General features: G+C 67.8%; 26 protein-coding genes, 1 tRNA gene and 1 riboswitch. Of the genes, 8 read left to right on the top strand and 19 right to left on the bottom strand.

Annotated features, from left to right (window positions below):
• Positions 1-109: 109 nt before the first annotated feature.
• Both ABZ909_RS11825 and rox read left to right on the top strand, forming a co-directional pair.
• On the top strand, positions 110-1,141 hold the full coding sequence (locus tag ABZ909_RS11825) for a hypothetical protein (protein WP_356998014.1): 1,032 nt from the start codon (positions 110-112) through the stop codon (positions 1,139-1,141).
• A gap of 143 nt (positions 1,142-1,284) precedes the next feature.
• On the top strand, positions 1,285-2,712 hold the full coding sequence (gene rox / locus ABZ909_RS11820) for a rifampin monooxygenase (RefSeq protein ID WP_356998012.1): 1,428 nt from the start codon (positions 1,285-1,287) through the stop codon (positions 2,710-2,712).
• A gap of 92 nt (positions 2,713-2,804) precedes the next feature.
• Here rox and ABZ909_RS11815 read toward each other — a convergent pair whose 3' ends face one another.
• The 9 genes from ABZ909_RS11815 to ABZ909_RS11775 form a co-directional block, all read right to left on the bottom strand.
• Positions 2,805-3,989, bottom strand: a complete 1,185-nt coding sequence (locus ABZ909_RS11815) for a hypothetical protein (RefSeq protein WP_356998011.1) — start codon at positions 3,987-3,989, stop codon at positions 2,805-2,807.
• 99 nt (positions 3,990-4,088) lie between these two features.
• Positions 4,089-4,388 (bottom strand): hypothetical protein, encoded by a 300-nt coding sequence (locus tag ABZ909_RS11810; RefSeq protein ID WP_354837076.1) that lies wholly within the window; start codon positions 4,386-4,388, stop codon positions 4,089-4,091.
• A 116-nt stretch (positions 4,389-4,504) separates the two neighbouring features.
• Positions 4,505-4,577: transfer RNA gene (locus tag ABZ909_RS11805), tRNA-Gly, on the bottom strand.
• Between the two features lie 150 nt (positions 4,578-4,727).
• Complete coding sequence (locus ABZ909_RS11800; protein ID WP_356998010.1) at positions 4,728-5,918, bottom strand: hypothetical protein; 1,191 nt, start codon at positions 5,916-5,918, stop codon at positions 4,728-4,730.
• Positions 5,915-7,597 (bottom strand): cutinase family protein, encoded by a 1,683-nt coding sequence (locus ABZ909_RS11795; protein ID WP_356998008.1) that lies wholly within the window; start codon positions 7,595-7,597, stop codon positions 5,915-5,917. The genes ABZ909_RS11800 and ABZ909_RS11795 overlap by 4 nt, the downstream gene beginning before the upstream one ends.
• Positions 7,598-7,614: 17 nt before the next feature.
• The gene (locus tag ABZ909_RS11790) at positions 7,615-8,487 is read right to left on the bottom strand and encodes a hypothetical protein (RefSeq protein ID WP_356998006.1); all 873 of its coding nucleotides are present in this window, start codon (positions 8,485-8,487) and stop codon (positions 7,615-7,617) included.
• Positions 8,484-9,287 carry a hypothetical protein gene (locus ABZ909_RS11785; protein WP_356998005.1) on the bottom strand — a complete coding sequence of 268 codons (804 nt, stop codon included), beginning with the start codon at positions 9,285-9,287 and terminating at the stop codon, positions 8,484-8,486. Before ABZ909_RS11785 ends, ABZ909_RS11790 begins: the two co-directional genes overlap by 4 nt.
• A gap of 348 nt (positions 9,288-9,635) precedes the next feature.
• Complete coding sequence (locus tag ABZ909_RS11780; protein WP_356998003.1) at positions 9,636-10,391, bottom strand: hypothetical protein; 756 nt, start codon at positions 10,389-10,391, stop codon at positions 9,636-9,638.
• Positions 10,392-10,743: 352 nt separating this feature from the next.
• Positions 10,744-11,979 carry a hypothetical protein gene (locus tag ABZ909_RS11775; protein WP_356998002.1) on the bottom strand — a complete coding sequence of 412 codons (1,236 nt, stop codon included), beginning with the start codon at positions 11,977-11,979 and terminating at the stop codon, positions 10,744-10,746.
• Positions 11,980-12,342: 363 nt separating this feature from the next.
• Between ABZ909_RS11775 and ABZ909_RS11770 the strand changes: the two genes are divergently transcribed.
• Positions 12,343-12,999, top strand: coding sequence for a hypothetical protein (locus tag ABZ909_RS11770; protein WP_356998000.1), 657 nt, complete (start codon positions 12,343-12,345; stop codon positions 12,997-12,999).
• Positions 13,000-13,002: 3 nt separating this feature from the next.
• Here the strand turns inward: ABZ909_RS11770 and ABZ909_RS11765 are convergent, their stop codons facing one another.
• The 3 genes from ABZ909_RS11765 to ABZ909_RS11755 form a co-directional block, all read right to left on the bottom strand.
• Entirely contained in the window at positions 13,003-13,317 is a 315-nt protein-coding gene (locus ABZ909_RS11765) for an SMR family transporter (RefSeq protein ID WP_356997999.1), read from the bottom strand.
• A 9-nt stretch (positions 13,318-13,326) separates the two neighbouring features.
• A riboswitch (guanidine-III (ykkC-III) riboswitch) is annotated at positions 13,327-13,389 on the bottom strand.
• An 85-nt stretch (positions 13,390-13,474) separates the two neighbouring features.
• The gene (locus tag ABZ909_RS11760; protein ID WP_356997997.1) at positions 13,475-13,672 is read right to left on the bottom strand and encodes a DUF397 domain-containing protein; all 198 of its coding nucleotides are present in this window, start codon (positions 13,670-13,672) and stop codon (positions 13,475-13,477) included.
• A complete protein-coding gene (locus ABZ909_RS11755) occupies positions 13,669-14,568 on the bottom strand; it encodes a helix-turn-helix transcriptional regulator (protein ID WP_356997996.1) in 900 nt (299 codons plus the stop codon). Before ABZ909_RS11755 ends, ABZ909_RS11760 begins: the two co-directional genes overlap by 4 nt.
• 142 nt (positions 14,569-14,710) lie before the next feature.
• On the opposite strand from ABZ909_RS11755, the gene ABZ909_RS11750 reads away from it, so the two are divergent.
• On the top strand, positions 14,711-14,914 hold the full coding sequence (locus ABZ909_RS11750) for a hypothetical protein (protein WP_356997994.1): 204 nt from the start codon (positions 14,711-14,713) through the stop codon (positions 14,912-14,914).
• 4 nt (positions 14,915-14,918) lie between these two features.
• On the top strand, positions 14,919-15,143 hold the full coding sequence (locus ABZ909_RS11745; protein ID WP_356997992.1) for a hypothetical protein: 225 nt from the start codon (positions 14,919-14,921) through the stop codon (positions 15,141-15,143).
• 355 nt (positions 15,144-15,498) lie between these two features.
• Here ABZ909_RS11745 and ABZ909_RS11740 read toward each other — a convergent pair whose 3' ends face one another.
• Genes ABZ909_RS11740 through ABZ909_RS11730 form a run of 3 tightly spaced genes read right to left on the bottom strand, consistent with a single transcriptional unit; the run spans position 15,499 to position 18,414 of the window.
• Positions 15,499-16,512 carry a hypothetical protein gene (locus ABZ909_RS11740; protein WP_356997991.1) on the bottom strand — a complete coding sequence of 338 codons (1,014 nt, stop codon included), beginning with the start codon at positions 16,510-16,512 and terminating at the stop codon, positions 15,499-15,501.
• Between the two features lie 7 nt (positions 16,513-16,519).
• On the bottom strand, positions 16,520-17,845 hold the full coding sequence (locus ABZ909_RS11735) for a peroxidase (protein ID WP_356997990.1): 1,326 nt from the start codon (positions 17,843-17,845) through the stop codon (positions 16,520-16,522).
• A gap of 8 nt (positions 17,846-17,853) precedes the next feature.
• Positions 17,854-18,414, bottom strand: coding sequence for a hypothetical protein (locus ABZ909_RS11730; RefSeq protein ID WP_356997988.1), 561 nt, complete (start codon positions 18,412-18,414; stop codon positions 17,854-17,856).
• A gap of 199 nt (positions 18,415-18,613) precedes the next feature.
• Between ABZ909_RS11730 and ABZ909_RS11725 the strand changes: the two genes are divergently transcribed.
• Both ABZ909_RS11725 and ABZ909_RS11720 read left to right on the top strand, forming a co-directional pair.
• Positions 18,614-19,321: a hypothetical protein gene (locus ABZ909_RS11725; RefSeq protein WP_356997987.1), complete on the top strand. Its 708-nt coding sequence runs from the start codon at positions 18,614-18,616 to the stop codon at positions 19,319-19,321.
• Positions 19,318-19,800, top strand: coding sequence for a hypothetical protein (locus ABZ909_RS11720; RefSeq protein WP_356997986.1), 483 nt, complete (start codon positions 19,318-19,320; stop codon positions 19,798-19,800). The genes ABZ909_RS11725 and ABZ909_RS11720 overlap by 4 nt, the downstream gene beginning before the upstream one ends.
• Before the next feature lie 852 nt (positions 19,801-20,652).
• On the opposite strand, the gene ABZ909_RS11715 is transcribed toward ABZ909_RS11720, so the two are convergent.
• Genes ABZ909_RS11715 through ABZ909_RS11705 form a run of 3 tightly spaced genes read right to left on the bottom strand, consistent with a single transcriptional unit; the run spans position 20,653 to position 24,682 of the window.
• Complete coding sequence (locus ABZ909_RS11715) at positions 20,653-21,474, bottom strand: YceI family protein (protein ID WP_356997984.1); 822 nt, start codon at positions 21,472-21,474, stop codon at positions 20,653-20,655.
• Entirely contained in the window at positions 21,471-24,161 is a 2,691-nt protein-coding gene (locus ABZ909_RS11710; protein ID WP_356997982.1) for an MFS transporter, read from the bottom strand. Before ABZ909_RS11710 ends, ABZ909_RS11715 begins: the two co-directional genes overlap by 4 nt.
• Positions 24,158-24,682, bottom strand: a complete 525-nt coding sequence (locus ABZ909_RS11705) for a MarR family transcriptional regulator (protein ID WP_356997980.1) — start codon at positions 24,680-24,682, stop codon at positions 24,158-24,160. Before ABZ909_RS11705 ends, ABZ909_RS11710 begins: the two co-directional genes overlap by 4 nt.
• Before the next feature lie 190 nt (positions 24,683-24,872).
• On the opposite strand from ABZ909_RS11705, the gene ABZ909_RS11700 reads away from it, so the two are divergent.
• Complete coding sequence (locus ABZ909_RS11700) at positions 24,873-25,007, top strand: hypothetical protein (RefSeq protein ID WP_356997979.1); 135 nt, start codon at positions 24,873-24,875, stop codon at positions 25,005-25,007.
• 9 nt (positions 25,008-25,016) lie between these two features.
• Here ABZ909_RS11700 and ABZ909_RS11695 read toward each other — a convergent pair whose 3' ends face one another.
• The gene (locus ABZ909_RS11695) at positions 25,017-26,141 is read right to left on the bottom strand and encodes a helix-turn-helix domain-containing protein (RefSeq protein WP_356997977.1); all 1,125 of its coding nucleotides are present in this window, start codon (positions 26,139-26,141) and stop codon (positions 25,017-25,019) included.
• Positions 26,142-26,146: the final 5 nt, after the last annotated feature.

Here is a 26,146-nt window from a genome sequence, read left to right as displayed (position 1 = left end):
TGTCTTCGGGCGCATGCCCTGCGGCACTCTGGAAGTGACGGCTCGGGCTGGTGGTTTCCGATACAACGGAAACGGTCCTTGCGGTGAGTGTGGTGGCTGGGGTGATCTTGTGAGCACGAGGCGAGTGGAAGTTCCGCGGGAGCGGTCGGTGGCCCTGGCCGACCCGGATCCGCGCGCGAATTCTGCGACGGCCGTGGGGGATTCGGACAAGCCTGTGCGTGGGACGGTGGAGAAGTCTGTGCGGGGCGACGCGGACGCGGCTGTCCGCGGTGCTGACGGGCGTGGCCATGCGGCGGGGGAACGGTGCCGGGAAACCGACTGTGCGGACTGCCGCTGGGATGTGCAGCGGCTCAAATTCTGGCTGCGTGGTCGGCTGCTGGCGGCCGGTGCCGAGGATGTTCAGCTGGATGTCGCTGTCGGCGCGCTGCTCTCGGATGTGCTGTGGCGCAAGGGTGATCGCTGCGGCGCAATCGAGGTGTCCAGCGCGCCACCCGAGTTGGCGCGCGCCCGCGCGGTCACCGCCGAGCTCCGAGCCGGCGGTTCCAGCGAAGTGCTGTGGATCTGCCCGCCGGGTTTCTGGACCGCGCAGCTGCCCGCCCTCGGCCTCGACGATTTCGCCGCCGAGGGTTGCGAGTACCGGGTGGTCGGCGGCATGCTGTCCTCCGGCCCGGGCGGTGTGGTGTCGGCGCGCCAATCCGCTTGTGAACTGCGTGAATTCGTGACCGGCTGGGTGGCCGGAGAAATAGCGTTCGGCTGCCGCGACGAGCACACGGGAGGATGGGCGACGGTGACCGACTGGGAACGCCACACTCGGACACAGGCGGCCGTCATCGCACGGCAGCGCCAGGAACTCATGAATCAGCGCACCGCTCTGGCGCTGGCCCGCAAGGCCACCCGTGACAAGACCAAGCAGCTGCTGCGCATGACCCACCGCCTGGAGCGTGCGGAGATCGCCGCCCAGCAGCAGGCCGATGATCTGGCCCAGACCCGCCGCAAGATCGCCGACCACAATCGGGTCGACGCCACGCTCCGGCTCACGGTCGCCGGCCAGAAGTCCGCGATCCTGCACTGGCAGCTGATCACCTGGTTCGCGGTGATGGTGATCATCACCCTCATCGCCGCGGGCATGGTTCTGAAGTAGCCGTCGTATCGCGAATCGCGACCTGAATTTCCCTCCCCTTTCAACGTATATCGCAGCGGGGGTCTTGCGGCAAGGCCCCGGGGGTGCCGCAGAATCGTCGGCCGAAGGGCGATTACCTGCGGAAATCAGGAGGATGGCGATTCATGGCCGATGTGATCATTGCGGGTGCCGGGCCGACGGGATCGATGCTGGCCGCGGAGTTGCGGTTGCACGGGGTGGATGTGCTCGTGCTGGATCGGGATCCGGAGCCGACAAAGGTGGTGCGGGCGATGGGGATGCACGCACGCAGTGTCGAGGCGCTGGATCAGCGTGGTGTGGCGGATCGATTCCTGGCGCTGGGCAAGCAGCACGATCCGAGTGCCTTCTTCGCCGGGATCGTGCCCGCGCGGCCGGTGCGCTTGGACACCACGTTTCCGTTCGTGCTGGGTCTGCTGCAGCCGATCACGGATCGCCTGCTGGCGGAGCGCGCGGTCGAGCTGGGGGCGGAGCTCCGGCGCGGGTGCGAGGTAACCGGGCTGAGCCAGGGCGCGGACGAGGTGACGGCCCAGTTGGCCGACGGTTCCCAGCTGCGCTCGCGCTACCTGGTCGGCTGTGACGGCGGCCGGTCCACGGTGCGGAAACTGCTCGGCATCGGGTTCCCGGGCGAGCCCGCTCGCCTCGAGACGCTGATGGGCGAGGTGGCGCTGACCACACCGCAGGAGGAGGTGATGGCGCTGGTCACCGAACTGCACAAGACGCATCGGCGCTTCGGTGCCATGCCGCTGGGCAATGGCGTGTACCGGCTGGGCGCCCCCGCCGACGGCGTGGCCGAGGACAGTGACGTCCCGCCCACTCTCGACGAGCTCAAGCGTCAGGTCCGGGCCGTGGCGGGCACCGATTTCGGCGCCCACTCACCCCGCTGGCTCTCCCGCTTCGGCGACGCCACCCGCCTGGCCGACCGCTACCGGTCCGGTCGCGTCTTCTTGGCGGGCGATGCCGCGCACATCCACCCGCCCAACGGCGGTCAGGGCCTCAACCTCGGCGTCCAGGACGCGTTCAACCTGGGCTGGAAGCTCGCCGCGGCCGTGAACGGCTGGGCCCCGGCCGATCTCCTCGACACCTACGAATCCGAACGCCGCCCGGTAGCCGCCGACGTCCTCGACACCGCCCGCGCCATGAGCGAACTCACCTCCCTCGAACCCGGCCCCCAGGCCCTGCGTCGCCTGCTCACTCAACTGATGGAGTTCGAAGAGGTCCACCGGTTCCTGATCGAGCGCGTCACCGCCCTCGGCGTCCGCTACGACTTCGGCCCGGGCGACGACCTCCGCGGTCGCCGCCAGCGTGACGTGGCCCTGAAGCGCGGCCGCCTCTACGGGCTCATGCACCGGGGCCGCGGCCTGCTCCTCGACCAGACCGGGCAGTTGTCGGTCCAGGGCTGGTCCGACCGTGTCGACCACGTGGTCGACGTCAGCGAGGAACTCACCGCCCCCGCCCTCCTGCTGCGCCCGGACGGCCACATCGCCTGGGCGGGCTCCGACCAGCAGGACCTGCTCGAAGTCCTGCCCCGCTGGTTCGGCACCGCCACAAGCTGATTCGGCATGCTCTGGACCGATTCGGCACCACGACAGGCTGATTCGGCCGTGACCGAAATTCCGCTGTGAGAGCTCCCTGATCTTCGAAAGGGTCAGGGGGTCAGGCGGAAGGGGGCGCGGAGCCAGTGCCAGTTGTGGCGTAGGACGAGGGCGGCCAGGTCGAGGAGGTCGATTCCGGTCTCGGTGCGGTAGGCGTCGAGGGTCGACCAGGTCATCGGGCCCGTGGACAGGCGGCTCGTCAGGGTGGACTCGTGGTGGGGGTTCACGGTGCGCGACAGCAGTTCCGGGATGCCGTGGCGGCTGCCGGTCCAGGTGAGCCAGCCCCAGCCGCGGGAGAAGGCGTGGGCGCGGGTGGCGGCGGAGCGGGCGCGTTGTGGGTGCAGTGCGGTGTGGGCGAGGGGGAGGACGTCGATGAGGACGGTGCGGCCATCGGTGAATCGCGCTGCGGCGGTGGGGTAGTGGACGCGGTTGGCGCCGTCGAGTTCGTAGGTTACGGCGGCGGGCAGTTCGCGGAAGGATTCCACGCGCGGGCTGGCGTCCAGCAGGCGGAGCAGGCGCGCCTGCAGGGCGGTGTCGAAAGTGACTTCGCGGCCGAGCTTTTCGGAGTACATGCGCCCGCGCCCGTCATCGTCGTAGTCCAGGCGTCCGGCCGGGAGGACCGGAAGTTCCTCGGGGCTGCCGTCGCCCCATTCGACGCGCCGCAGCCACGTGTTCCACATGTCGTCGGGTGTGTCATCGGATTGCGCCGCGGGCAGCAGATGCCAGCGTCCCTTCTGCTGCCAGCCCGCGATGCGCTGAAAGACGAAGCCCGCCAGTCGTTTCGAGTCCTGCAGATCGTGCCCGGCGAGCCGCAGCTTCAGATATGCCCAGTCCTGTGCCGCGATATCGCCGTCGGTGGCATAGGTTTCCGCGAGCAGTGTCCGCACCAGTCGCTCGTCACCCCACCCCACGGGATACCGGTCCGCGAACACCCCCAGATCGTGCTGCCCGGTGGCCAGTGTCTGCCGCAGCATGGTGCCCACGGCCCGCGTGTACAGCTGCCGCGCCCGATCGCGGGACACCCCGAATCGCGCACCCAGCAGCATGAGCGTCTCCGGACCCTCCCCGTCCAGTCCGAGCCGGCAGGTGATCAGCTCGGCATCGCGTGGCCGATCGGCCACGACGTCGCCGACCATGGCGGCCAGCACCTCATTGACATGCTCCAGCCCGAAGTCGACTCCCTCGGCCGGGTCGTCGCGCGGTGTGGCGCGCGCGGTGCGTGCATCGCTCGTCGTCAAGGCCCCTACCCGTCTTCGCCAGTCTGTTCGACGAGCCTAACGGTGCCCACCGACACACGGCGCACCACGCGCTGAACGGCCGGAATTGCCGTGGAACGGTCAGGATCCGATGACGGCATTCATGATGGTGCCCGCGCTGGTGGCGATGATCCCGCCGATCATCGCTCCGGCCACCATCTTCGGGGAGGCGAGCCCGCCACCCGACCACTTCTCCCAGGCGAAGCGGCCACCGGCGTAGGTGATCCCCAGGACACCCGACAGCAACACGAACCAGGTGAAGTACCGGACGAGCTTCATGAGCTTGTCCGCCACCGGCGGTGTCTCCGGTGTCGGATTGCCGAGCTGGGCGAGCACGGCGTGTTGGGAAAGCACAGTGTCGTGGAAGGCGCTGAGCAACATGGTCACTCTGACAAGGTTACCGCGAAATCACGCCGATATGGCTGCGAATGTGCTCGGGACCTATTGTGTGTGAACAACTTTCGCGGCTCAGGCGCTGCGTCTCGTTGTCTGTGTTGAGCGGATGACGGGATTCGAACCCGCGACCCTCACCTTGGCAAGGTGATGCGCTACCAGCTGCGCTACATCCGCATCGCTTCCGTCCGGCCCGTTTCGGCCCGCCCGGCTGCGAGAGAGAACACTAGCCCACCTTCCCCGCATTTCCAAAACGCCTGGCAAACCCCGAGTTGCCCCGGCGCGCCGCCGGGGCGGGGTGGTGGCGTTCCGGTTGTGGCGCGGTGGCTATTTGGGGGTGTCCTCGTTCATGGGCACGATGGCGGAGATGAGGGTCGCGTCTCCGATCTTGGTGGTGATGACCAGCTGTGGGGACCAGGTGCGTTTGGTGGCGTCGGGGTGCTGTTCGGTGACGACCATGATGTGCTGGCCGTCGAAGGGGCCGGGCATGATCTGCACGCAGTAGGTGGTGCCCACCGGGATGGTGTCGATGCCGGCCTGGATCTGGTCGACGGTCGGCGTGGGTGCGTCCGGCGCGAACATCGCGCGGACCGCCTTGCCGGAGCGGTCGACGTAGTAGCGGTTCTGCAGCGCGAGAATGGCGTCCGGGCCGGATTTGGTGCTGCCGGGACCATTGCCGCGGACATTGCCGCCGTTCACCTCATTGGGGCAGAGGTTGGCGGGCACGCCCGACGCCGGTTGGTCGGTGGGTGACGCTGCGGCGGGTATGGATGCGGCGGGTGCGGCCCGAGGGGTGGCGACATGGGGTTTCGCGGGTGCGTCGCCGCCGGTGACCTTGGAGATCTGAACCGCGATCGCGGCCGTCACCGCGAGGACGGCGAGCAGGCCTAGCAGCGGGACGGCCCACTGACCCCCGTTCAGCGTGGGGAGCGCGAATCTCGGTCGCGACCTGGTCGGCCGCGCGGCCCGCTTCAGGGGCCGGCGGGCGGTCGGGTAGCCCGGCGGGGGACCGTCGGTGCCCGAGGCGTGCCGGGCGAGGTCGTAGGCCGTGAGAGCTCGTGGCGGATCGCCTGCCCGGGCGCGGCCCAGCCGGGCGTGGGACGCGCTCGCCTGCAGGGTGTCCGACGGCTCCTCGATCGACCGAGCGTGGGCCGAGCCGGAAGTCGGCCGGGTGCCCGGCCCGCTGTGCTCCGAAGCGGTTTCGGCCCGGCGGGTCGCCTGCTGGGGATTCGAATCCGCCGACCGCGGTTCGTAGTACTCGTCGTCGAAATCGTCGTACTCGTCGTCGAATTCATCGGCTTCGTACTCGTCGTGACCGGCCGCGTAGCCCTCGCGGCGGGCCGCGCTTTCCCTGCGGCTGCCGGACTGCTCGGAATACTCGCCGTATCCGGCGAGCACCGGCCCGGCCGCGCCGGTGATCCAGTCCGACCAACTGCCCGTATACGCGTGCTCGCCCTCGTCCGGCGGGGTGGGCGGCTCCGATTCCGTTGTCCGCGACTCCGATTCGGTGGTGCTCATGGCGTCGCCCGCGGGCTGAGCTCGGGGATCAGTGGCGCCCCGCTGGTGGTGGGTGTGGTCGGGGCGGGGGAGAAGCTCAGCACCGGGACGCCGCTGCTGGGCGTGCTCGGGCCGGTGCCGCCGCCGAGCGGGAACTGCCCGTTGGGTGCGACGCTGGTGGGAGTCGTCGAGGTGCCCGCGAAATCCATTCCCAGCGTGGGTTTGTCGCTGCCGCCGCTCGGGACTGCGCCCGGGGTGGCGGCCCCGGACAGGTCGTGGGCGACGGCCGCGAACCACTGGCCGACCCAGTCGGTCGGGCTCTCCCCGAATCCCGCGCCCTGGGCGTGGGTGTAGTCGTGCTTCTGTGCGGTGTCCCAGTATCGCACCCAGGTGGTGATGTCGAGCAGATCCTTGTTGTCGGTGACGTTCTGGGTGACGGCCGTGAACGCCTGCGTGGTGAGCCGGCTGATGGTGGTGGGCGGCACCAGATTGGTGACCGCGCCGACCAGCTTGGTCCCGAACACCGCCAGTCCGGCGAGGGGGTTGGCCAGTCCGGCGGTCGCGATCTCGGTGATATTGGCCGGGGTCAGAATGTCCTTCACCACGGCCACAATGGAATTGATGGCGATGGTGCCGACCTTGAGCAGCGCCTGGAACGCCCCCGGGACGTCCACCTGGTTGTTCGGGTTGGAGGCTTCGGCGATGCGCTGCGAGATCGACTTCTGCGGTTGGTACGACAGATCCGTGAGCGAGTTGCCGGATACGTCGTTGTTCACCACCGAGGTGACGGTCTTGATCGAGGTGTAGGCCAGCGCCTCCGCGATGGACTTCAGCGACCCGATCGGGTCACCCGCCGAAATCTCCACCTGCCCAGCGATATTGGCAACCGTCCGTACCAGCGGCGCGCCCACGGGAGTATCGCAGGCCAGGTCGCCCTCGGTGCAGAATTCGGCGACCCGCCCGACCAGGGTCCCGAAGTTCTCCAGTGTGGCGCTGTCGGGGGCGATGCCCGCCCCGGACGCGGTCTTGGTGGCGGGCGGATCCCCCAGTGCCGCCACCGATTTGCCGTCCGTGCCGGGTGCGGCGGTGGGCAGCTTCTGATCCGGCTTGCCCGGGAACAGCGGTGCGTTGGTATTGCGGTTGGGATCGCCGAAGAGCGCGACGGCCGCGATCCGGTCGGCCGGGACGGTGCCCTGGCCCGCGCCGACCTCCTGCGCGAACTGCGAGGCCACGTGTGCGCCCTGCGAGTACCCGGCGATGGCGAGTTTCGTGCTGGGGCAGCGGTCGGCGACCTGTTCGGCCATGGACCGCAGCCGGTCCAGGCCGCCGGTGACGGACTGGCTGTAGGTGGTGGTGGACACCGTCACCGCGCCGCCGAAGGACGCCTCGTAGGGCACGTAGGCGCGGTCCACCAGACCGGCGTCGCTGGCGGCGGCCATCATGGGCCGGAAGACTTCCGACAGCATGCCGGTGTCGGTGGTGACGGCGGCGTCGGGGGAGGATTCGCCGGTGCCCTGGACACCGAGTGCGAACAGCGCCGGGCATTTGTCGATGGGGACCGTGGTGTCCGGTGGCCCGCCCCGGGCTTCCGCCGAATTCAGCACAGCAGGCCCGACGGCTGCCGTCGCCACGATGCAGACGGCTGCGGTCAAGAGTGCCGAACTCCGAAACCCCACGGTGGGCAGCAGTTTTCGATGCATGTCGCACCTCGATCAGGTTATGGACTGGCTGGTTCCGCGCCTTGCTGCGCGCGTTCGGTGATCCGCGCCCCGGCAATGCGCGCCGCGGTGAGAATCTGCTCGGCCAGAAGCCGAACCGGTTGCGGCGGAGTGCGAGTGGGATCCCCGTCGTCCACCGGTGAGCCACCGGCGGCGGGATCCCATTCCGCCATTTCGTAGGGTTCGAGGGCTCGCCACTGTTCGAGCCAGCCCAGCCGCCAGGTGCGGGCCCCGAGCGCGACGGCCAGGCCCTCCATCTCCTCGCGCCGCTGCGCGACCGGAATCGGCAGCGGCCGAGCAGAATCCGACACGGTCACCACGCCGACCACCTGACTGCCGGCGGGCGTGGCCCTGGCCTGATGCGCCAGCAGCGCCCGGTGCAGGGCATTCACCCCGCGCAGATGACTGCGCCCGACGAGCACCACCAGCGGCGAATCCAGATCCCCCGCCAGCCCGATCCGCGCGGGCCACCGCTGCCCCGCGTCCCCCGCCCAGCTGAGACTGGCCGCGAGACTGCTGACCCCCGCACCCCCGTGCACACCGACCAGCCAGACCAGTGGCGGGCGCGGCGGGCGATTGGGTACCGCGCGATGCCACATCGGCACCGGAGGAGCCGCGGGCGCGGGCGGGCTCGGCGGCGGCGCGTCGGAATGGTCTGCGCCGCCGCGCCATTCGCCGCCGCCCAGCGGTTGCCATGCGGTGCTCGGCGCAGACGGCCGACCAGAGGTTGTCTCGTCGCCATCGTAGGGACTGTGGGCGGTTCGCGGTGCTGGACCCGAGTTGCCGGTGTCGTGCGGTGGCGGGGTGTGGGCGGCGTGCGGTGCCGGGTCCGGTTGTGTTGAGGCGCGGCGTGGGTCGTGGAGCGTGGTCATCGCAGCGCTCCGACGAGGGTGAGGTAGGCGTCGCGGGTGGGGGCGGTGAGATGGTGCCAGGTGATGGGGCCGCCGGTGGCGAGGTGGAGGTCGAAGGGGATCGGCACCACGGCGCGGACCCAGGAGCCGAGGTGGGTGCGCACATGGTCGAGAACCGCTGCGGCCGAGCCGGGTACCTGTTCGGTGAGGACGATGACCGCGTCGCCGACGACGAATTCGCTGAAGTTCTCGTCCAGCCAGGTGAGGGCGGGCTGGAGGCGGTTGATGGCGTCAGGGCGTGCGGCCACGGTGATCACCAGCCCCACCCGGGGATCCGCCAGCAGCGGGGCCGCCAGCCGGCTGGTGACCGGTGCGCCCGCATCGAAAACCCCGAGCAGCCCCGCATTTTCGAGATGCCGCGCGACCGACACCAGGGATTCCCTGCGCGGCAATGGATCCGGCGTCCGCCCCAGCACGCGAACCCCGGTCGACGTCTGCCCCGAGCATGCGCCCACGCTCGACGCCAGCCCCGGATACGTAGTGCCGAGCCACTTCTGCAGGCTCCCCACGGGAGCCGCCGCATCACACCCGCGCAGCGCCACGTCCCCGCCCCCGAGTGTGGCGTCCACCACTACCGGCCACACCTCGCCGTCACTGTCCACGGCCGCCGCCGCGGCCAGCCCCAGCGCCGTCGTACTGGCCCCCGACGCCCCCGACCCACCCAGCACCAGCACCGGTGGCACGGCAGCCCGCACCAGCCGCCCCTGCCCACCCCGCAACGGCACACCATCGGTAGGCGAACCGGCGGGGCCGGGTTGCATCAGCTCACTCCACCCCGAATCCCTCGAGCCCCCAGCCTCGTTCGCCCGCACCGCCTCCACCAGCCGTGCCTCCACAACCGCCCGCTGCATCGACCCGCCCGGAGCGGCCGGACCGCCCGGGTGCGCTGAGTCGATCTGTCCCGCAGGATCGGTTGGGTGTGCTGAGTCGATCTGCCCCGTCGGACCCGTTGGGTGTGCTGAGTCAGCGTGGCTCGACGACTCGGCTGTGCGTGATGAATCAGGTTGGCGCGCACTCGTGTTCGGGTGTTCTGGACCGGATCGGAGTCTGGGGGTTGCGGGGGGACCGGGGGCTGTGGGCCGGAGCCGGTCGTCGATGTCGACCATGGCTCACCGGCTTCCGGCGACGATGGAGGTGATGCGGACCTGGCCGTCGCGGGCGGCGGTGGTGATGACCTGCTGCCAGGAGGTCTGGCTGCCGTCGGGATGTTTCTCGTCGACGGTGACGTTCCAGCGGTCGGCGTCCGCGCCGGTGATGGTGACGCAGTGCTTGGTGCCGGCCGGGGTGGCCGAAATCGCGTCGCGGGTGGCCTGTTCCGCGGCGACGTGGGCGTCCGGCGTGAGCAGGGCGCGCACCGCGCCCGCGTCGCGCAGCACGTACCAGGCGTATTCGAGGTGCATGATGACGCCGGGCCCGCTGATGAGGTCGCCCGCGGTGTCGCCGCTCACCCGCTGTGGCGTACTGAGTTCCTGGCACCAGGCGACCAGCCCCGGCTGATTCCCGCCGGAGGCGCGCGTGTCCGCCGTACTGGTCGCCGGAACCGCCTGCGGCGCCTGCGAGTCGCCCGGCGTGAGCGCCAGCCACCCGACCACCGCCACCAGAACCAGTGCCAGCGAAACTCCGGCAATCGCGAGCGCTCGATTGCGAATCCGCAACCGCCGCTGCGTCTGCACCGCCCGCCGCCGTGCCTCGGACACCAGCGCAGCCATCGGATCCTCGGCCCTCAACTCGTCCGCCCGAACCAACTGCCGCCCCGCCTCACCCGCCGCCGGCACCGCCGCCTCGGTCAGCCACGAGGCCCACCCCGGCGCCTCCGCCTCCACCGCCTCCACCGGGTCCCCACCGCCCGGAGCCAGCACCGGCATCACCGGCCGCCCCCCACTCGCCCCCGAACCCCCAACGCCCCCGGCCAGATTCCCGGCGGCCCCTTCCCGGTCCGCCGAGAATCCCTCCCAACCTTCCGCAGCCCGATGCCGCCCAGCCCCGCCTCGACCGTCCATAGCGGCACTTTCGGCCCGGGCTGCGCGGCCTTCGATCCGAGCCGTGGCGGATGCCGGGAGGGCGGGATCGGGGTCGAGGGCGAGGAAGTCGTGGGCGCGGCCGGTTGGGGTGGGGGCGGGGTGACGGGGCGTGGTGGTGGAGTCGGGAGGCAGGTGGCCTGGAGCGGAGTGGGAGGCGTTGGTGTCTGGAGTCACGGCGTTGCCCGTGCCGTTCCGGTCACGCACCCGGCGTGGCGGGTTGCAGGGCGGCCATGAAGGCTTCGGGGGTGAGCGGGGGCATCTGCGCGACGGCGGTGCGGAACGAGTCGACCTGCGCGTTCATACCGTCCACCACCTGCTCGACCACGGGCGCGGCCTGCGGCACCGCCGCGGCCACCTGCTGCCCGACCCCGGTAGCCGCCTGCTCCACCACCGGCGCGACCTGTTGCTCGACCATGGTGGCGACCTGCTGTGCGACCGGTGCGATCTGCTGTTCGACCGTGGTGGCGACCTGCTGGCCGACCAGCGCGACCTGCTGCACTAAAGGCGCGGCCACCTGCGCGATCGGCGCGGGCAATCCGGAGATCGCCGAAACCGGCTGCACCCCGGGCAAACCCGTCGCCGGATCCGAAACCTGTACCTGCGCAGCGGTATCGAGCAAAGCTGTCGGGGCAGCCGGCGGCGTGGTCGGAGTGCCTCCAGTGAGACCGCCGAGAACACCGCCCGCTACCGCGCCGAGGGCGGCACCGACGAACATGCCTGGGAATCCGGCGACTAGTGAGCCTGTTAGGCAACCAACTGAACCACCAATGCCTGCGCCGACGGGGGCGCCCACGCCGCCGGTGGGAATGCCGCCGATCGCAGCCCCGGCGACACCGCCGATAACGCCGCCGACCGCGCACCCGCCAACCACAAAAAGCCCGGTGCTGACCATGCCGACACCCGCACCAGCAACACTGCCTGACACGCTTCCGGCGGCCATTCGGTCGGATTGGTCACGAGGGAAACCCAATCCGTCGTAGAACGCGGCAATCTGCCATTCCGCCATATCGAGATAGGACTGCGCCTTGTCCCGAGTCTTGGTATCGACGAAGTCCGGCAGTTCGACGGCATTCGTGCCGACACGAAGTTTGTGTGGGTCCGACGGCATTACTTCCGGCGCATTGGCTGCGGGCTGGTCCGTCTGCGCCTGCGGTGCATCTGCCTGCGGCTGAATGATGGTGTCCTGCTGCGGTGTTGTCTGCTGCTTCGGCCGGGGACGGTTCGGGGGCGCGATCGGCGGATCCGGGATGTAATCCGCCGGGCTGGGCGTGGAATTCGCGGGCGGCTGTTGCGGCTGGGTGCTCAGGCCCGGTTGCCCGTCGCCGGGTACGGCGAGGCCCGGCTGGCCCGGGGCCGCGGCGGCGACGCCCTGGCCGGCCACCAGCGCGATGGGCAGCATCGACAACAGGATCGAAGTTCGTGTGGTCTTCATGTCCCCAATTCCCCTTCCCCGAATGGACAGCATTGGGCGCACGGCCCGAATCCCCCGGATGCCATGGCATTCCGCACCACTGGCCGATGACACAGGTGACCCATCGGAACCAGGTCCCGACGATCCATCATGAACCCCACCACCTGCGATGATCATGTTGCGGCCCTGATCTTACCCGGATCATGATCCCCCACAACCGGTTCCGTTACAGGAGTGACGAATTGTTAAACCGAGCCGAGCAACACTCGTAGATCATTGCCCGGCACTCGTAGGATCACGACACGTCGCCCGCCTATGCGTCATCCGAACCGGCTTCACCGCAACACTTCTCGATCACGATCAGGTCTACCCGGAGGAATCCTCATGCGCGCCAAGTCAGCACACCACGCGCAAACCTTCGCCGCCGCGGTCTCGACCGTGGTCGTCTCCGCGGCCGTCCTCAGCGTCGCTGCCTGCGGCGTCAGTGATCAGAACGCCGCGAAAACGACCACCACACCGGTCGATCCGGCCCGCGCTCCCGCCGACGTGCACTGGGAGAACTACCAGGGAGTCCAGCTCCCCATCGGCAGTCACGACGGTCCCAGCAAACTCGGCACCACCGCGGCGGGCTTCTCTCACACCCCGCAGGGCGCGGCCCTGGCCGCCATCAATTGCAGCACCCGGCTATCACTGGCCCCGGACGGCGCATGGCCGCAGGTGGCGGCCATTTCGCTGATTCCTGGTCCGGCCAAGGACTCTTGGGTGCTGGCTCGCGCGCAGGTCTCGATCACCGCCCCCGCCAATCCGGTGGTCGCCCCGCGCATCACGGCCTACAAGCTCACCGCCTACACCCCCGATCGCGCCGACCTCACCGTCTATGCCACTTACTCCGACGCCAGCATCACCGCGACCGCCGAGACCGTGCTCTGGGCGTCCGAGGATTGGCGGCTCCTCCTCGCGGATCCCGCCACCAAAACCCAGACCGTGCAATCGGTTCCGAGCGTCCCCGCGGACGCGGTCGAGCTGGATCCCCCGAAATAGCGGCTACCCGACCAGCTTCAACCCGATGACGCACGCCACGATCCCACCCAGCAGCAGCACCTTGACCGCACTGACCGCGGCCCCGCCGGTAGCCATGGAGTAGACGACGGTCAACACCGCCCCGATCCCCACCCACACCGCGTACGCCGTCCCCACGGGCAGCCCCCGCATGGCATAGGCCAGCCCCGCCATGCTCACCACGATCGCCACCCCGAACACCACCGTCGGCCCGAGCCGGGTGAACCCCTCCGACTTCCCGAGCGCGGTGGCCCACACGGCCTCGAAAACCCCGGACACGACCAACACCAGCCACGACATGACAACCTCCGAAGGCCGTCTTGTCGCACACCGGGTACGGCTCCCTCGTCCGGGCCCCCAACCGGGGACTACCTACACGATGGCAAATATTCAGCGACCAGGGCAAATTCTCGGCCGGTGATCTCGGCCTCCATCCGCCGAGATCACCAGCCGCAGCTCAGCGCCAGATCCCACTACCGAGGAATCGATCCCACTGCTCACCGGAGAAGACGAGCACCGGCCCGCCCGGATCTTTCGAGTCGCGCACCCCGACGACGCGCGCGCCCTTACCGATGAAGGCGATCTCGACACACTCGTTGGCGTCGGCTGATCTCGACGACTTGAACCACCTGGCATTCGACTGATCGGCTATCACGCCGTGTGCTCCTTCGCGATGTCCGACATCAGATCTCTGGTGTCATTCTCGCTCAACGCTACTCGCCGAATACTCGAGATTGCCTTTTTGAACCGATCGATCACTCGGTCGCTCTCGAGGTAGAGCGCCCCCTCCGCTCCATCGATGTAGACGCAGGGTGGTTCCATCAAATGGCATGAGAGGGGTGGAAATTCGAGCATCGTGAACGACAGGATGACGAGACCCTCGTGTGTGTTCTTGTTGAACGGCACGACTCGGATCGAAATGTTGTCTCGCGTGCCGGCCTCGCAGAGGTAGCGCAGCTGGGCGGCCATCACCGCTGGCCCCCCGGGCCTGTGGCGCAAGACGGCCTCCGACAGTAGTGCGTCCATGCGGTAGTCCGGTTCTGCGACGCGTTCCTGCCGGCGTGCCGCGAGTTCCAACCGGCGTTCGACATCGATATCCGACAGGTCCGGGTGAGTGGCTCGAATAATCGCTCGGCGATACTCGGACGTCTGCAACAGGCCTGGTACAAGGACGAGTTGGTGACTGACCCAGTGGTTACTCGTCGCTTCGAGTCGCAGGTAATGGTCGAAATGCGGGGCGTACTGGTCGGCGTAGGCCTGCCACCACCCCTTGTACGCGCCCTGAAGCTTGGCGGCCTTGTCTTGCTGCCGGACCTCATACCACATCTCCAGCGCCTCTTGCCGGACAGTTGGGCTGACCTCGTACAGGTCCAGTAGCGACTTCAGCTGCGGCGTAGTGACTTTTGTGGGCCGCCCGTCCTCCAACCGGACCAATGTTTGCTTGGAGGTGTCTATTTGCAAGCTGGCCGTTAGCAACGACGCTCCGACATGCTCGCGGAGCCCGCGAAGAAATCGACCGAATGCCCTTTTGGGAATGGTGGATCCGACCATTTCGTTAGCCTCGCTATCTGGGGAGTGCCTTTCGTGGGGTGGTCCATCGTGGAACGTCAACGTATTTCGTTGAAGCTCTTCCGCAAGGGTGGCTGTGCAATCACAGTGGAGTCAACCGAGAATTCGCTACGAGGAGGTCGAAATGCCCTGGGACGCATGGGCGCTGCTGTCCATCATCGTGGTCTGCACCGCCATTACCGCCCACACCGCGTGGGACTCGTACCGCCTCGGCCGCGAGTCCCGCCACACCACCCTCCGCCTATCCCTCACCACCGGCGGCCACATCGACATCCGCTGCCCGCCAGGCCATCCCACCGGCAGGCACCGCCCCCAAGCCCCGAGGTGACCCCATGACCCCCGCTGAAATAGCCGTACTCACTGCCCTCCACCCCGACCACACCCTCACCGCCCCACAGATTCAGCAATCCGCCGTTCTCAACGGCTACCGCACCCGAAACGCCCTCTCTCAACTCGAATCCCGAGGTCTCGTCACCCCCAGCCGTCCCCGCGGCCGCTACCGCATCACCCCGCGCGGCCGACTCGCCCTGTCTACCAAGTCCCGCCGCTTCGCCTGACCCGGGCCTCGGCGAAGTCGTGTATCACGTGGTGCGACCTGCTGTTCCTGGTGCGAAATGTTGGGGGATGGTGGACGCCGAACGGGCACGGCAGTTTTCGAGATGGCCACGGTGTCCGCGCCGGTTGAATATCGAAGGACACTGCCGTGCTTGCTCGTTCACTCTCGCTCGAATCCCATAGCCGGTGTCGAATCGGCCGTGGATTCGCCGGATGGGGGACCCGAGTTAGGTGTCAACGAAAACGTCGAGACCGTGCCCTCGCTGACGTCGGCTCTCCGCCGCCCCCCGGATCAACCACCGTCATGGGCTCGTCGGAGCTATTCACAACGAGCCTCATCGCCGTGGTGATGCCAGGTCATTTCATGGTGGCGAGGTTGTGCCAGAGGTGTCTGAGGCTGTCGGTGCCGCCGAAGAGCGTGGTGAAGTTGGTGGAGTCGATGAGCAGGATGTCGCCGGCGCGCGGGCCGGCGGGCGGCATCCAGATCAAGGCGTTGAATTCGGTGTTTCCGGCGGTGGTGAAGGGATGCGGTCGGTTGGGGTCGACGCGCTGGCGGGCCAGCACGCGTAGCGAGTCGCTTTCGGGCGCGGTGAGGTGGTAATGCGGCAGATGGGGGTGGAAGTTGAATGTGGTGACCTGGTCGAGGAGCCGGGGTGTGTCCAGGTCGGGGAACGCTGTGACGGGAGCAATCTGATTGGTGCCCTCGACGACTGCCGGGCGTAGGCCCCAGGTGTTGTGCACCGGCACATCGAGCGCTTTCATCAGCGAGCGCGTGTACTGGCCGAATCGTTGCTGGCGCGGCACGAGCGGGTCGCCGTGATGTTCGTATTCGATCTGCCGCTGCGCGTTGTCGTCGGTGAAGCCGACGTCGTGGTGTGGCGCCAGCAGCAGGCAGGTGCCCTCGCGTTGCAGCCACTCACGGATGGCGTCGATCTCCTCGGGGGCGGCCTGCTGTTCGGCGAGGAGATGGTCGAGCCCGAACACCATCAGGGTGTCGGTGTCGGCCAGGACGCGTTCGTCGACGGGCAGGGAGTAGCCGGCCTGGTCGATGCGCTGGAAGACCGCGACGGGGTGACCGGTGGCCTGCCCTGCCAGCTGTTGGAAATCCAGTGTCGAGCGGTGGAACAGCTCGAGGGTGCCGGCGATGCCCTGCAGGAAATGGTCCTTGTCGTAGTCGGGGGTCTCGTAGGCCGGCCATGCGACGTTGCGGACCTCGGTCATCGTGGAGAAGCGGTTGTAGATTTCGGCGGGATCGCGTTGGGCTTCCCAGGGGTAGCTCCACGTCCAGTAGATGCTGATCCGCCGCCGCCCGTCGGCCGTGCGCGGAATGTGGCTCTGGTTGTAGGTGCGTGCCGTCGGCAGGCTGCTCATGAGGTCCCTACCTCTCGGTTTCGAGCGTGGCCAGGTAGCGCAGGGCGCTGATACCGGGCAGGAAGAAGTACGCTCCGCCTTTGAGAGTGGTGAAGGCGGGCAGGCTCGTGTACACCTTTCGGATCGGCCGCTTGGGGATGGTGAATTCCAGGGTGCCGTCCTGGGTTCCGCAAATGGGGTCGTGCTCATTGCCGAGTTCGTGGAATGCCTTGTCGTTGATCCAGACGTTCTGGGCGAACTCGAACTGGCGAACCAGGCTGGCGCAGATGATGAAGGCGGCGATGCCCCGGTCCGCACCGTCGTCGGGCGCATCCTCGGGCAGCGCCGGTCCGTAGGTGGCTCCGCGGCGAATCATCCTGCGCCGGTTCATGTTTACCGCGGTATCGCGCGGGTTGAGTCGGCGCGCATGCGCGCCCAGCGGCACCGCATAACCGTGCGGGTCCATCTGCTCGTAGTTGAAGTCGTTGTTGCGCAAGGGATCCGCGCCCAGCTGGGGATCATCGTGATCCGGTGCCAGCACGAGGGGTGCGCCGCTGCGCCACCGGCCCATGAGTTTGGCGGCGAGGAGTTCCTGACCGTCCGGCGTGTCGGCGTTCTCACGCAGGAAGTCCCGAAATGCACCCACGTGTTCTTGCAGCCGCCGGTAGGCCATGTAGCTGCCGTTGCGGGACAAGACCTCCGGCTGCGGCAGCCCGTGGGGTGGCCCTTCCTCGTCGGGGTAGCCCAGGATGAATTCGCCGGGTTGCAGCGGCGCGCCCGAGCCCGGGGTCGGTTCTTCCCCGGATCCTTCCATCACCGGCTGGGACAAGCGGTCGCGAAACCCGAAGTGGTCGTGGGCGTAGTTGAACGGCGGTGTCGCGTTCAAATCCAGGAACGACAACACGCGCACGCCCGGACAGCCGGCCACCAGTTTCTCGTGCTCGGCCGTACATCGCTGTCGTTCGTCCTCGGTGCGGGCGAACAGGATTGCGATGGCGTGCAGGTCGGCGCCGGCCAGCCCGCCCACCCAGTTGTCGGGATGATTGGCGCCGGTGTCACCCAGGATGTCGGCCCGGGCAGCCATGCCCTCGCGGAATTCGTCGGGAAAGGTGGCAAGCGCTTGCTCTGGCACCCCGAGCGCCCGCAGCCCGTTCCAGGTGAAGGCCAGTGTGACCCAGCGCTGCGAACTGTCCATCGTGGCGCGCGCGTCCGCGGCCGACTGCACCCGGTCCAGCAGCGGAGTCAACCAGGCCCGGCCCCCGGCGGGGTCGTCGAAGGACAGGAACTCATAGCGGCCGGTCACCGCCGGGGTGCGGGTCAGCAGGATGTGCTGAATATCCTCGAGTTCGAGCATGGCGTCGGCTACTGCATCTGATCGAGCATGTCGGAGAATGCCGCCTTCGCGCGCAGCGCCTTCTTGATCTCGTCAGAGGTGACGTAAGGATACTCGCCGTACTCGAGGAAACTCGGAAACTGATGTTTGCGAACGAATTCGACGAATGACTCCGGATTCTCTTTCCAGTCCTCCGGGAATCCCTCGAGGTTTGTGAAGACGGTGTCTATGCCGGTCTGCGAGAACAGCATCACGGCGTCTTCGGTGTACTTGTCGAAATCGGTATCGAAGATGCCCTGATACTGGAAGTACAGTCCGAAGCCGACATCGAACAGCAGCCACCGCAGGTAGTGCAGCCGGAGCGGTGCCAGTACGTCCGGGCTTGCGGCCACCGCGTCTTGGATCCGCTTGCCGTGGGCGCGGATGGCCTCTTCCCGGCCGGGCTTCACCTTGGCGATGATCGAGAACCCGTAACAGGCCGGGGTCCGTGGATAGGTGGGACCGTATCTGCCGCGCTGCAGTTCGAAGTAGCCCTCCTTGGGGATGGCCAGCGCTGCTGGTTTACTCCAGTCCTGATCGGCGGTTGGCATGTTGCCCACACCTTTCGCAGTAAGCCACATATTGAGACCGTGTCGTAACCCGCACTCGGCACCGAAAAATGGATGCCGCGAATCGGCTGAGGTCGAAGGTCGGAAACTGTTGTCGATTTGTTAGGCTGCCGACCGCGATACGCGGCGGCAATACCGCCGAATTACCGGGGCAGGCAACCCATTCTGGCAGGATGACCCCATGCCGACTCCGTCGCAACAAAGCAAGCCTGCGCCGCCTCTGGGTCAACTGTCAACGCCGCGAGCCGCCGCACTGGCAGGGGTGCTCTTCGCGATATTGCTCGGTACAACGCTGGTCTTGATTCGCATCCAAATGCCCGACCACGTCGAGGATTCGGCGCAATGGCTGCAGAGCCGGCACGGCGCGCTCGCCACGGCGACCGTGCTGATGCCATTCGCCGGAATCAGTTTCCTATGGTTCATCGGCGTCGTCCGCGACGGCTTCGGACGCCACGAAGACCGGTTCTTCCTGTCGGTATTCCTGGGCAGCGGACTGCTCTTCCTCGCGATGATGTTCGTCGCGACCGCTGGCATCGCCGGCCTCGTGACGAGCAACAACAGCGTCACCGATTCGGCCGCCCGCACCGAGGTGATCAACTTCGGCAGGATGATGGTGATCTCGGCGAGTCAAACCTACGCACTGCGGATGGCCGCGGTATTCATGATCTCGCTCGCGACGATCTGGGCGAAGACCAGGCTGATGCCCCGGTGGCTCGTCGTGCTCAGCTACGTGCTCGCTGTGGCGCTGCTGATCGGCAGCGAGATGAGCCGGTGGGTGACGCTGGTGTTTCCGGTCTGGGTGCTCGTGGTCAGCGGCTTGCTGCTGGCCCGCGCCGGTCTGATCGGCGAGCAGCGCGGTGAGGGCGATCGGTCTCGGAGGCTTTCGTGAACGAATCATCTTCGCGTTTGCCCGATTTGGAGATGCTCTACTTCGTGGTGGCGGACCGCCATCTGCAATACGAGAATCTGCTCTGGCAGGTGCCTGCGCTCAGCCTGACCGCTCAGGCCTTCCTGTTCAGTATCTCCATGGGAGCAGGCAATGATCCCGTCGCGCGGATCGCATCCTCGCTGCTCGCGCTGATCGTCTCGATCATCTCGATCATGCTGATGGCGAGCCATCGCCTCGCCGGCCGCAAGGACGAGCTCTGGCTGGAGCGTTTCGAACAGAATGAACTCGACGTGGGAACCTGGGGCGCGCACGGCGCGGCATTCGCGATGCAACAAGACATCGCGGACCTGGACGCAGGGTATGTGGGCAAGCTGATACCGATGCGGCAGATGTTCAAGGTATGGGTTGTCGGACTCGGCTGCTTCGGCATGGCCGCTGTCTTCATGATTCTGCGGACAGTGATCGGTCTCGGCGATTGAGCAGTCTCGAAAGCGGGGCCGACCTGCTGGCCCGCGAATGAAGACGTCTGGCCCCTAGCGATGCTGGCCGATCGCGGTTAACCTGAATCAGCGTCCTTTGCCTCAACACTGTGAAAAGGACGTCGCTTCGGTCCAATACAGCTACCGGAGCCGCCAGGTCGACGCGGTCGTGACAGGGCCTGGCACCGGACCATTCGCACAAGGTCTGGTTCGGCAAATTTCACCGTGTGGCTGTCGCTCGTCATGTAGGACCATGACAACCGGTCGGGGTCGAGAACGGACGAAGTGTGTCATGAGCCGCTTCCGAGAGCGGCGAAACGAGCGACAGCATTCATACCACCGTCTGCCGTAGCAGACTTCGCCGCTCAATCGCCAGCGCAGCGGCTCGGCGGCAATCACTGAGGTTGCCCGGCTGCACTGGACAAATCACTCGACATCGAGGAACAGATATGTCCAGCAAAATGATCAAGTTCGTGGCCGCAATCGCTATTGCCTTGCCGCTGGGCGCTATCGCAGCTCCGGCAGCTTCGGCCGCAACGCCTAGTTCGACGTCGACCGCGGTTACTCCTGCGGATGGATCAGTTGCTATCTGCTTCCCCCTGGGCAGTGTGGTCTGGTGCATCTGAGACCAAGGGACTGACGTCTCCGCATGGCTGGAAGGAGCTGCGTGGAAACTGTGGCATCCCCGGATTCCGACTTCTCGGGGCCGGGGATGTCCCCATGTTCACCGGGTAGACATATCGATCGGTTAGTACCTGTGCACCTTGTTCCGTCAACGGGAGAAGGTATGCGATAACGCAATTGAACATTTATCTCGAAGGCACATTACCTTGCCTCCCAGTCGTTTCCACGCTACATCGCGGGTAGCCGGTCTCCCTGGACGAGTTCTATGTCCAATTCGATACGGACGGTGGTGCCCACCGCGGCGATGCCCGCCTGCACCATGACGTTGTAGTCGAGCGCGAAATCCTCCCGGTGCAGGAGGGTTTCGGCGTGGAATGCCGCGCGAACGCCGCCCCACGGGTCGGGGCCGTAGCCGCCGTAGTTGACCGTGAGTTCCGTGGGGCGGGTGCGGCCGTGCAGGGTCAGGGCGCCGGGCATCGACCAGCTGGCAGGGCCGGTGCGGTGGAATCCGGTGCCACGGAAGGTGATCAGCGGATAGCGCTCGACATCGAGGAAGTCCGCCGACCGCAGGTGGTCGTCGCGCATGGCGATGCCGGTGTCGACGGTGGCGGCCTTGATTTCCGCGTATCCGGTAGTGCGCTCGAAGATCTCGGCGATGTCGAGGCGGCCGCCGACCTCGGCGAAGCGGGCCTTGATGCCGGCGATGCCGAGGTGGCGGGCGGTGACCAGGACGGTGGAGTGCGCCGGGTCGATGGTCCAGGGACCCGGGGGTGGGGTGGTGACCGCATCGGCGGAGCGTTCCAGGCGGATTTCGCCGAGAGTGCCCGCGCCGGTGGCCGAGATGCGGGCGATCAGGGCGACCGGCTGGTGGCCGGGCGCGGTGACGACCGCGGTGTGCGTGCCCGGGGGCAGCGGCGCGGTGGCCGCCGCCCCGGTCGCATCGGCGGCGGCCTGGGCGAGCTGGTGGCCGTCGAGGTCGGTGACGGTGAGTACCGCCTCGGCGACCGGCCAGCCCTCCGGATTGCGAATCGCGGCGGTCAGGCCGGTCACGACGACTCCGCGGCCGGACCGGAACCGGTTGCGGAGAACTCGGTTTCGTCGTGCTCGGCCGGAACCCGTTCGGGCTCGGTGCTTTCCAGGTCGTAGCGGAGCTCGACAGAGTGCTCGACCTCGCCGCCGAGCACGGTCACCCGGCTGGTCACCGGCGGATAGCCGCGGGCGACGACGGTGTATGCGCCCGCGTCCAGATCGGTGAGCGTGTAGTGGCCGTCCGCGTCGGTGCGGGTGGTCCCGACCGGAGTACCCGCCGCGTCCAGCACGGTGACCTCAGCGTTCGCCACCGCCTGGCCGTCGCCCCGGACCGTGCCGGTGAGCGTCGCCGTCGGGGTCAGTTCGATGTCGTAGCGCAGCAGGCCACCGGCGGGCACCACCAGTGCAGTGGCCGTCGGGCGCAGTCGTTCGGCCGCCGCCACCAGGGTGTACGTACCGGCTCCGACGCCGTGACAGACATAACCGCCGTCGTCACCGGACATGGCCGCGCCGACCACCTCGCCGTGCAGGTCGGTTACCGTAATGGTCACGCCCGCAAGCAGTTCGCCGCCTGCGGTGCGCACGGTGCCGGACAGTTCGCCCGAGCCCTCCAGCGTGAGATCCAGTTCCGGCGACCGCCCGTTGATCGACACGTTCACCGCGGTCGGCATGTGCCCGTTCGCCGAAGCGATGAGCACATAGCTGCCGGTAGCAGGCGAGTCGATGCGATAGCGGCCGTCGTCACCGCCGGTGGCGCGCGAAACCTGATGCCCGCGTTGATCGATCAGCGTGAGCGCCGCAGCGGGGACAGGGCTGCCGTCCGGCCGCCGGATCCGGCCGCCGATCGACGAGCCGTCCGCCCCGCCGAGTGCGGCCGTCGCGATCCGCTGCGCCACCCGGTCGTCGGCCGTCGCCGCCTGCTCACCGGCCGGCAGCGCGTGGCCGTTCGCGATGACGCTGTGCCCGTTGACAATCGAGCTGTGCGCCGCCGCGGCCGCGGCCAGCACCGGCTCGGGCTGGGAGATCGCCTGGGCCGCACCCTCCCATACCTGATCCTCGGCCCACTCGGCCTCGGCCTCCTGCGCCGCGACCGCCGGATCGGATTGCGCGGCACGGGGATCGGTGCCCTCGGCCGGAGCGGCCGGGGCCTCCTGGAGCGGGATCTCCTTCATGAACAGCAGCACTATGCAGGCCACCAGGGCCACTCCCGCCGCGGCCCAGAACACGCCGTGCATCGAGTTGGTGAACCCGATCAGAATGGGGTCGCGTACCTGGGCCGGCAGCGCCGCGATGCCCGCGGTATTGGACTGCACGCTGGAGAGCTTGTCGGCCGAGAATCCGGGCGGCAGGTGTCCGCCGAACGCGTCGGTGATCTTGTGCGGCAACAGGTTGAACAGGATCGTCAGGAAGACCGCGACGCCCAGCGTGCCGCCGACCTGCCGGAAGAAGGTCGCCGCCGCGGTCGACACACCCATATCCGAACGCGGCCCGGCATTCTGCACCGCGATGATCAGCGTCTGCATGCAGCCACCCAGCCCGAGACCGATGATGCCGCCGTAGACCAGCGGCTGCCACAGCGCGCTGTCGTAATGCACCGTCGCGTACAGCGCACCGCCGCAGGCGATGATGAACGTGCCCAGCACCGGCAGGATCTTGTACCGCCCGGTGCGCTTGGTGACCTGACCGGAGACCAGCGATCCGATCATGATGCCCGCCACCAGCGGCAGCATGAGCAGACCCGCCTTGGTGGGCGAGAAGCCGCGCACCACCTGCATGTACAGCGGGACCATGGAGATCGCGCCGAACATGGCGATACCGACGATGAAGCCGCCCACGATGCACACCGTGAAGGTGGAATTCTTGAACAGCCGCAACGGAATCAGCGCGGCGTCCGCCATCAGGTGCTCGACGACGAGGAACAACACGAGGCCGACGAGCCCGATGGCGTAGCAGACCATCGCCCTGCCCGAACCCCAGCCCCAGCCGCGGCCCTGTTCGGCGACGATGAGCAACGGCACCACGCAGATGGCCAGCGCCACCGCGCCGCCCCAGTCCACGCGCAGGTCACGCCGCTCGTGCGGCACGTTCAGTACGCGCGCCACCACACCGAGCGCGAGCACGCCGATCGGCACGTTCACCAGGAACACCCAGCGCCAGCCCTCGATCCCCCACAGGTGGTCGAAGCCGGAGAACCAGCCGCCCAGCACCGGCCCGAGCACGGTGGCGATACCGAAGGTCATCATGAAATAGCCCTGGTAGCGGGCTCTTTCACGGGGCGGCACGATATCGCCGATGATCGTCATGGCCAGCGACATGAGCCCGCCCGCACCCAGCCCCTGGAAGGCCCGGAACCCGGCCAGCTCGTACATGGAGGTGGCGAAGGTGCAGGCCGCGGAGCCGATGACGAACAGACCGATCGCGGTGAGGTAGAAGGACTTTCGCCCGTAGATGTCGGCCAGCTTGCCGTAGAGCGGGGTGCTGATGGTGGCCGTGATCAGGTAGGCGGTGGTGGCCCAGGCCTGCTGGTCGAACCCGTGCAGGCTGTTGGCGATCTTGACGATCGCCACGCTGACGATGTTCTGGTCCAGCGCGGCCAGGAACATGCCCAGCAGCAGCCCGGACAGGATGGTGAGGATCTGCCGATGCGACAGTTGGGGTGGAGCGCCTGCCGGTGCGCCTGCGTGCGCGTCGGTCGTCGCTGTTGTCATGTGTCGATGCCCTGTTTCGAATCGATTGTTGCGGTGGTCTTTTCGATGCCGTCCACGAGCCGCGCCAGCAGACCGGTCAACGCTGCCCGGTCGGCGGTGGACCAGTCGGCCACCATTTCGGCGATCCAGAGATTGCGCAGCCGCCGGTTCTCGGCGAACACGCGCTCCCCGTCGGCGGTGGCCTTGAGCACGCACGCGCGTCCGTCGATCGGATCGGCGCCGCGCTCGACCAGCCCGTGGCGCACCAGGTTCCGGCTCTGCCGGCTGATGGTGGAGATCTCGGCGTGCAACAGCTCGGCGAGTTTCCCGGTGCGTTGCGGCCCGTCGTGGACCAGAGTGAACAGCATGGCGTAGGCCAGCTGTTCGAGTCCTTCGGGACCGTGTTTGATCACCCGATGCTTGGCCCGACCGACGGCTCGGAGGAGCCGAACCAGTTGCGCCCCTAGCGCGTCGGCATCCCCCAGAGCCCCGGCGTCCGACAGGTCGGTGGTGGTGTCGGGATCGTGGGCGGTGAGAGCCATGATCGGTTCCTTCTCACACTTACTTAGCACGTGCAACTACTTGCGTGTGCTAACTATACCCACGTTCGCTCGCCTGATTCCAGTCCCGAGTTCGGCGGCCATCGCCGCGAACCAAAAGCGCGGCCGGGAAATTCGTGCGACAGGCGGGCGTGATCGGCTTCCACACCCCGGTGCCGGGCTCGGTCGTGCGTTGGAGTTGCCCGGTGCCGAGCTGTTCGATCCGTCGTCGCGGCATCGGCCGATGGAGGACTGGGTGTGCGTGCCGCACGCGAACGCCGGTCGCTGGCCGGAATTCGCCGAGATCGCCTACGGTCGTCCACGCTGAGTAACGTCCTCAACCGGTCGCTCGGCGGTGCTGGATCGCCCACCAGACCTGTAATGCGGTGCCCGCGCCGCGCAGGTCGGTATCGGCCAAGTCCTCGAAACGGGACAGGCGATAGCGAACGGTGTTGGGGTGCACGATGAGTCGCTCGGCCGTGACGTCGACTCGCATGCCGGTGTCGAGGAAGCACTCGGCGGTGTCGATCAGGGTGCGGGCGGCCTCGCCGGAGCCGAGCGGGTCGAGGTAGCGGCGCACGAGCTCGGCGCCCAGCTCGGTGTCGGCGGCGATCGCGGGCAGCAATCCGACGCGATCGAGGTCCAGCGGGCCGGTGAGGTCGAACAGCTGAGCGGTGGCGAGGACCCGGGTGGCCAGGCGGAAGGAGCGGTCCAGATCCGCGATCCGCGTGGCGGGGCCGTAGGCGATCAGGCGCGACCCCTCGAGCCTGCTGGAGTTTTCCACAAAGCCCGCGAGATCGCCGTCCACCGTGGTGGCGAACCCACGTGAGGTCGAGATCCCTTGCAGCGCAGGAGCTGTCGGTCCCTCGTCCGGACGCGCCCGGTACGCGCGGTACTCGCCGTCGACGTCGAGACCGAGCTGCTGGGCACGAATCTGCAGCTCCGCGGGACCGATCGTGCCCAGCAGCAGGGCGCGGGTGGCCTCGGCGCGGAACTGCTCGTCATGGCGGGCGAGCGCGATCTCGACCTCGCGATGGGCGGAGCTGAAGGCGATGGAGGCCTGGTCGACGAGGTCGAGCAGGTCGGTGATGGACTCCAGCAGCACCCGGTCGGGGACCTTGCCGGCATGGGCGGCCGCGGTCAGCTCGGCCAGGATCTCGCGCACCGCGATGCGCCAGCCGCTCTGCACGTCGGCCAGTGAAATGCCCTGGCGGGCACGGGTTGCACCGAAATCCCCAAGGGCGTCGAGGTCGTCGGCCAGCAGCGGGCGGGAGTCGAGCAGAGCCCGGGCCAGCCGCTCCAGAATGGCTTCGGTGCTGCGGACAACGGTTGTCGCGGACAGGCGGGCGTAGACCGGCATCTCGGCCCGGGCGCGGGCGACCACGCGCTCGGACGCCTCGGGGACGCGGTCCAGGACCCCGGTGATCATCCGTTGTTTCGCGGTCGCGCGACTCGAACTCATGGTGC

Source organism: Nocardia sp. NPDC046763 (assembly GCF_040645495.1).
Lineage (GTDB): Bacteria > Actinomycetota > Actinomycetes > Mycobacteriales > Mycobacteriaceae > Nocardia.
This window is presented reverse-complemented; position numbering and strand designations above follow the sequence as displayed.

Excerpts from the sequence above, each read along its gene's own strand:
- rox (WP_356998012.1), top strand. The coding sequence starts at position 1,285 with ATGGCCGATGTGATCATTGCGGGTGCCGGGCCGACGGGATCGATGCTG.
- ABZ909_RS11810 (WP_354837076.1), bottom strand. The coding sequence starts at position 4,388 with ATGTTGCTCAGCGCCTTCCACGACACTGTGCTTTCCCAACACGCCGTG.
- ABZ909_RS11800 (WP_356998010.1), bottom strand. The coding sequence starts at position 5,918 with ATGAGCACCACCGAATCGGAGTCGCGGACAACGGAATCGGAGCCGCCC.
- ABZ909_RS11795 (WP_356998008.1), bottom strand. The coding sequence starts at position 7,597 with ATGCATCGAAAACTGCTGCCCACCGTGGGGTTTCGGAGTTCGGCACTC.
- ABZ909_RS11790 (WP_356998006.1), bottom strand. The coding sequence starts at position 8,487 with ATGACCACGCTCCACGACCCACGCCGCGCCTCAACACAACCGGACCCG.
- ABZ909_RS11785 (WP_356998005.1), bottom strand. The coding sequence starts at position 9,287 with ATGCAACCCGGCCCCGCCGGTTCGCCTACCGATGGTGTGCCGTTGCGG.
- ABZ909_RS11780 (WP_356998003.1), bottom strand. The coding sequence starts at position 10,391 with ATGCCGGTGCTGGCTCCGGGCGGTGGGGACCCGGTGGAGGCGGTGGAG.
- ABZ909_RS11775 (WP_356998002.1), bottom strand. The coding sequence starts at position 11,979 with ATGAAGACCACACGAACTTCGATCCTGTTGTCGATGCTGCCCATCGCG.
- ABZ909_RS11770 (WP_356998000.1), top strand. The coding sequence starts at position 12,343 with ATGCGCGCCAAGTCAGCACACCACGCGCAAACCTTCGCCGCCGCGGTC.
- ABZ909_RS11765 (WP_356997999.1), bottom strand. The coding sequence starts at position 13,317 with ATGTCGTGGCTGGTGTTGGTCGTGTCCGGGGTTTTCGAGGCCGTGTGG.
- ABZ909_RS11755 (WP_356997996.1), bottom strand. The coding sequence starts at position 14,568 with ATGGTCGGATCCACCATTCCCAAAAGGGCATTCGGTCGATTTCTTCGC.
- ABZ909_RS11750 (WP_356997994.1), top strand. The coding sequence starts at position 14,711 with ATGCCCTGGGACGCATGGGCGCTGCTGTCCATCATCGTGGTCTGCACC.
- ABZ909_RS11745 (WP_356997992.1), top strand. The coding sequence starts at position 14,919 with ATGACCCCCGCTGAAATAGCCGTACTCACTGCCCTCCACCCCGACCAC.
- ABZ909_RS11740 (WP_356997991.1), bottom strand. The coding sequence starts at position 16,512 with ATGAGCAGCCTGCCGACGGCACGCACCTACAACCAGAGCCACATTCCG.
- ABZ909_RS11735 (WP_356997990.1), bottom strand. The coding sequence starts at position 17,845 with ATGCTCGAACTCGAGGATATTCAGCACATCCTGCTGACCCGCACCCCG.
- ABZ909_RS11730 (WP_356997988.1), bottom strand. The coding sequence starts at position 18,414 with ATGCCAACCGCCGATCAGGACTGGAGTAAACCAGCAGCGCTGGCCATC.
- ABZ909_RS11725 (WP_356997987.1), top strand. The coding sequence starts at position 18,614 with ATGCCGACTCCGTCGCAACAAAGCAAGCCTGCGCCGCCTCTGGGTCAA.
- ABZ909_RS11710 (WP_356997982.1), bottom strand. The coding sequence starts at position 24,161 with ATGACAACAGCGACGACCGACGCGCACGCAGGCGCACCGGCAGGCGCT.
- ABZ909_RS11705 (WP_356997980.1), bottom strand. The coding sequence starts at position 24,682 with ATGGCTCTCACCGCCCACGATCCCGACACCACCACCGACCTGTCGGAC.
- ABZ909_RS11695 (WP_356997977.1), bottom strand. The coding sequence starts at position 26,141 with ATGAGTTCGAGTCGCGCGACCGCGAAACAACGGATGATCACCGGGGTC.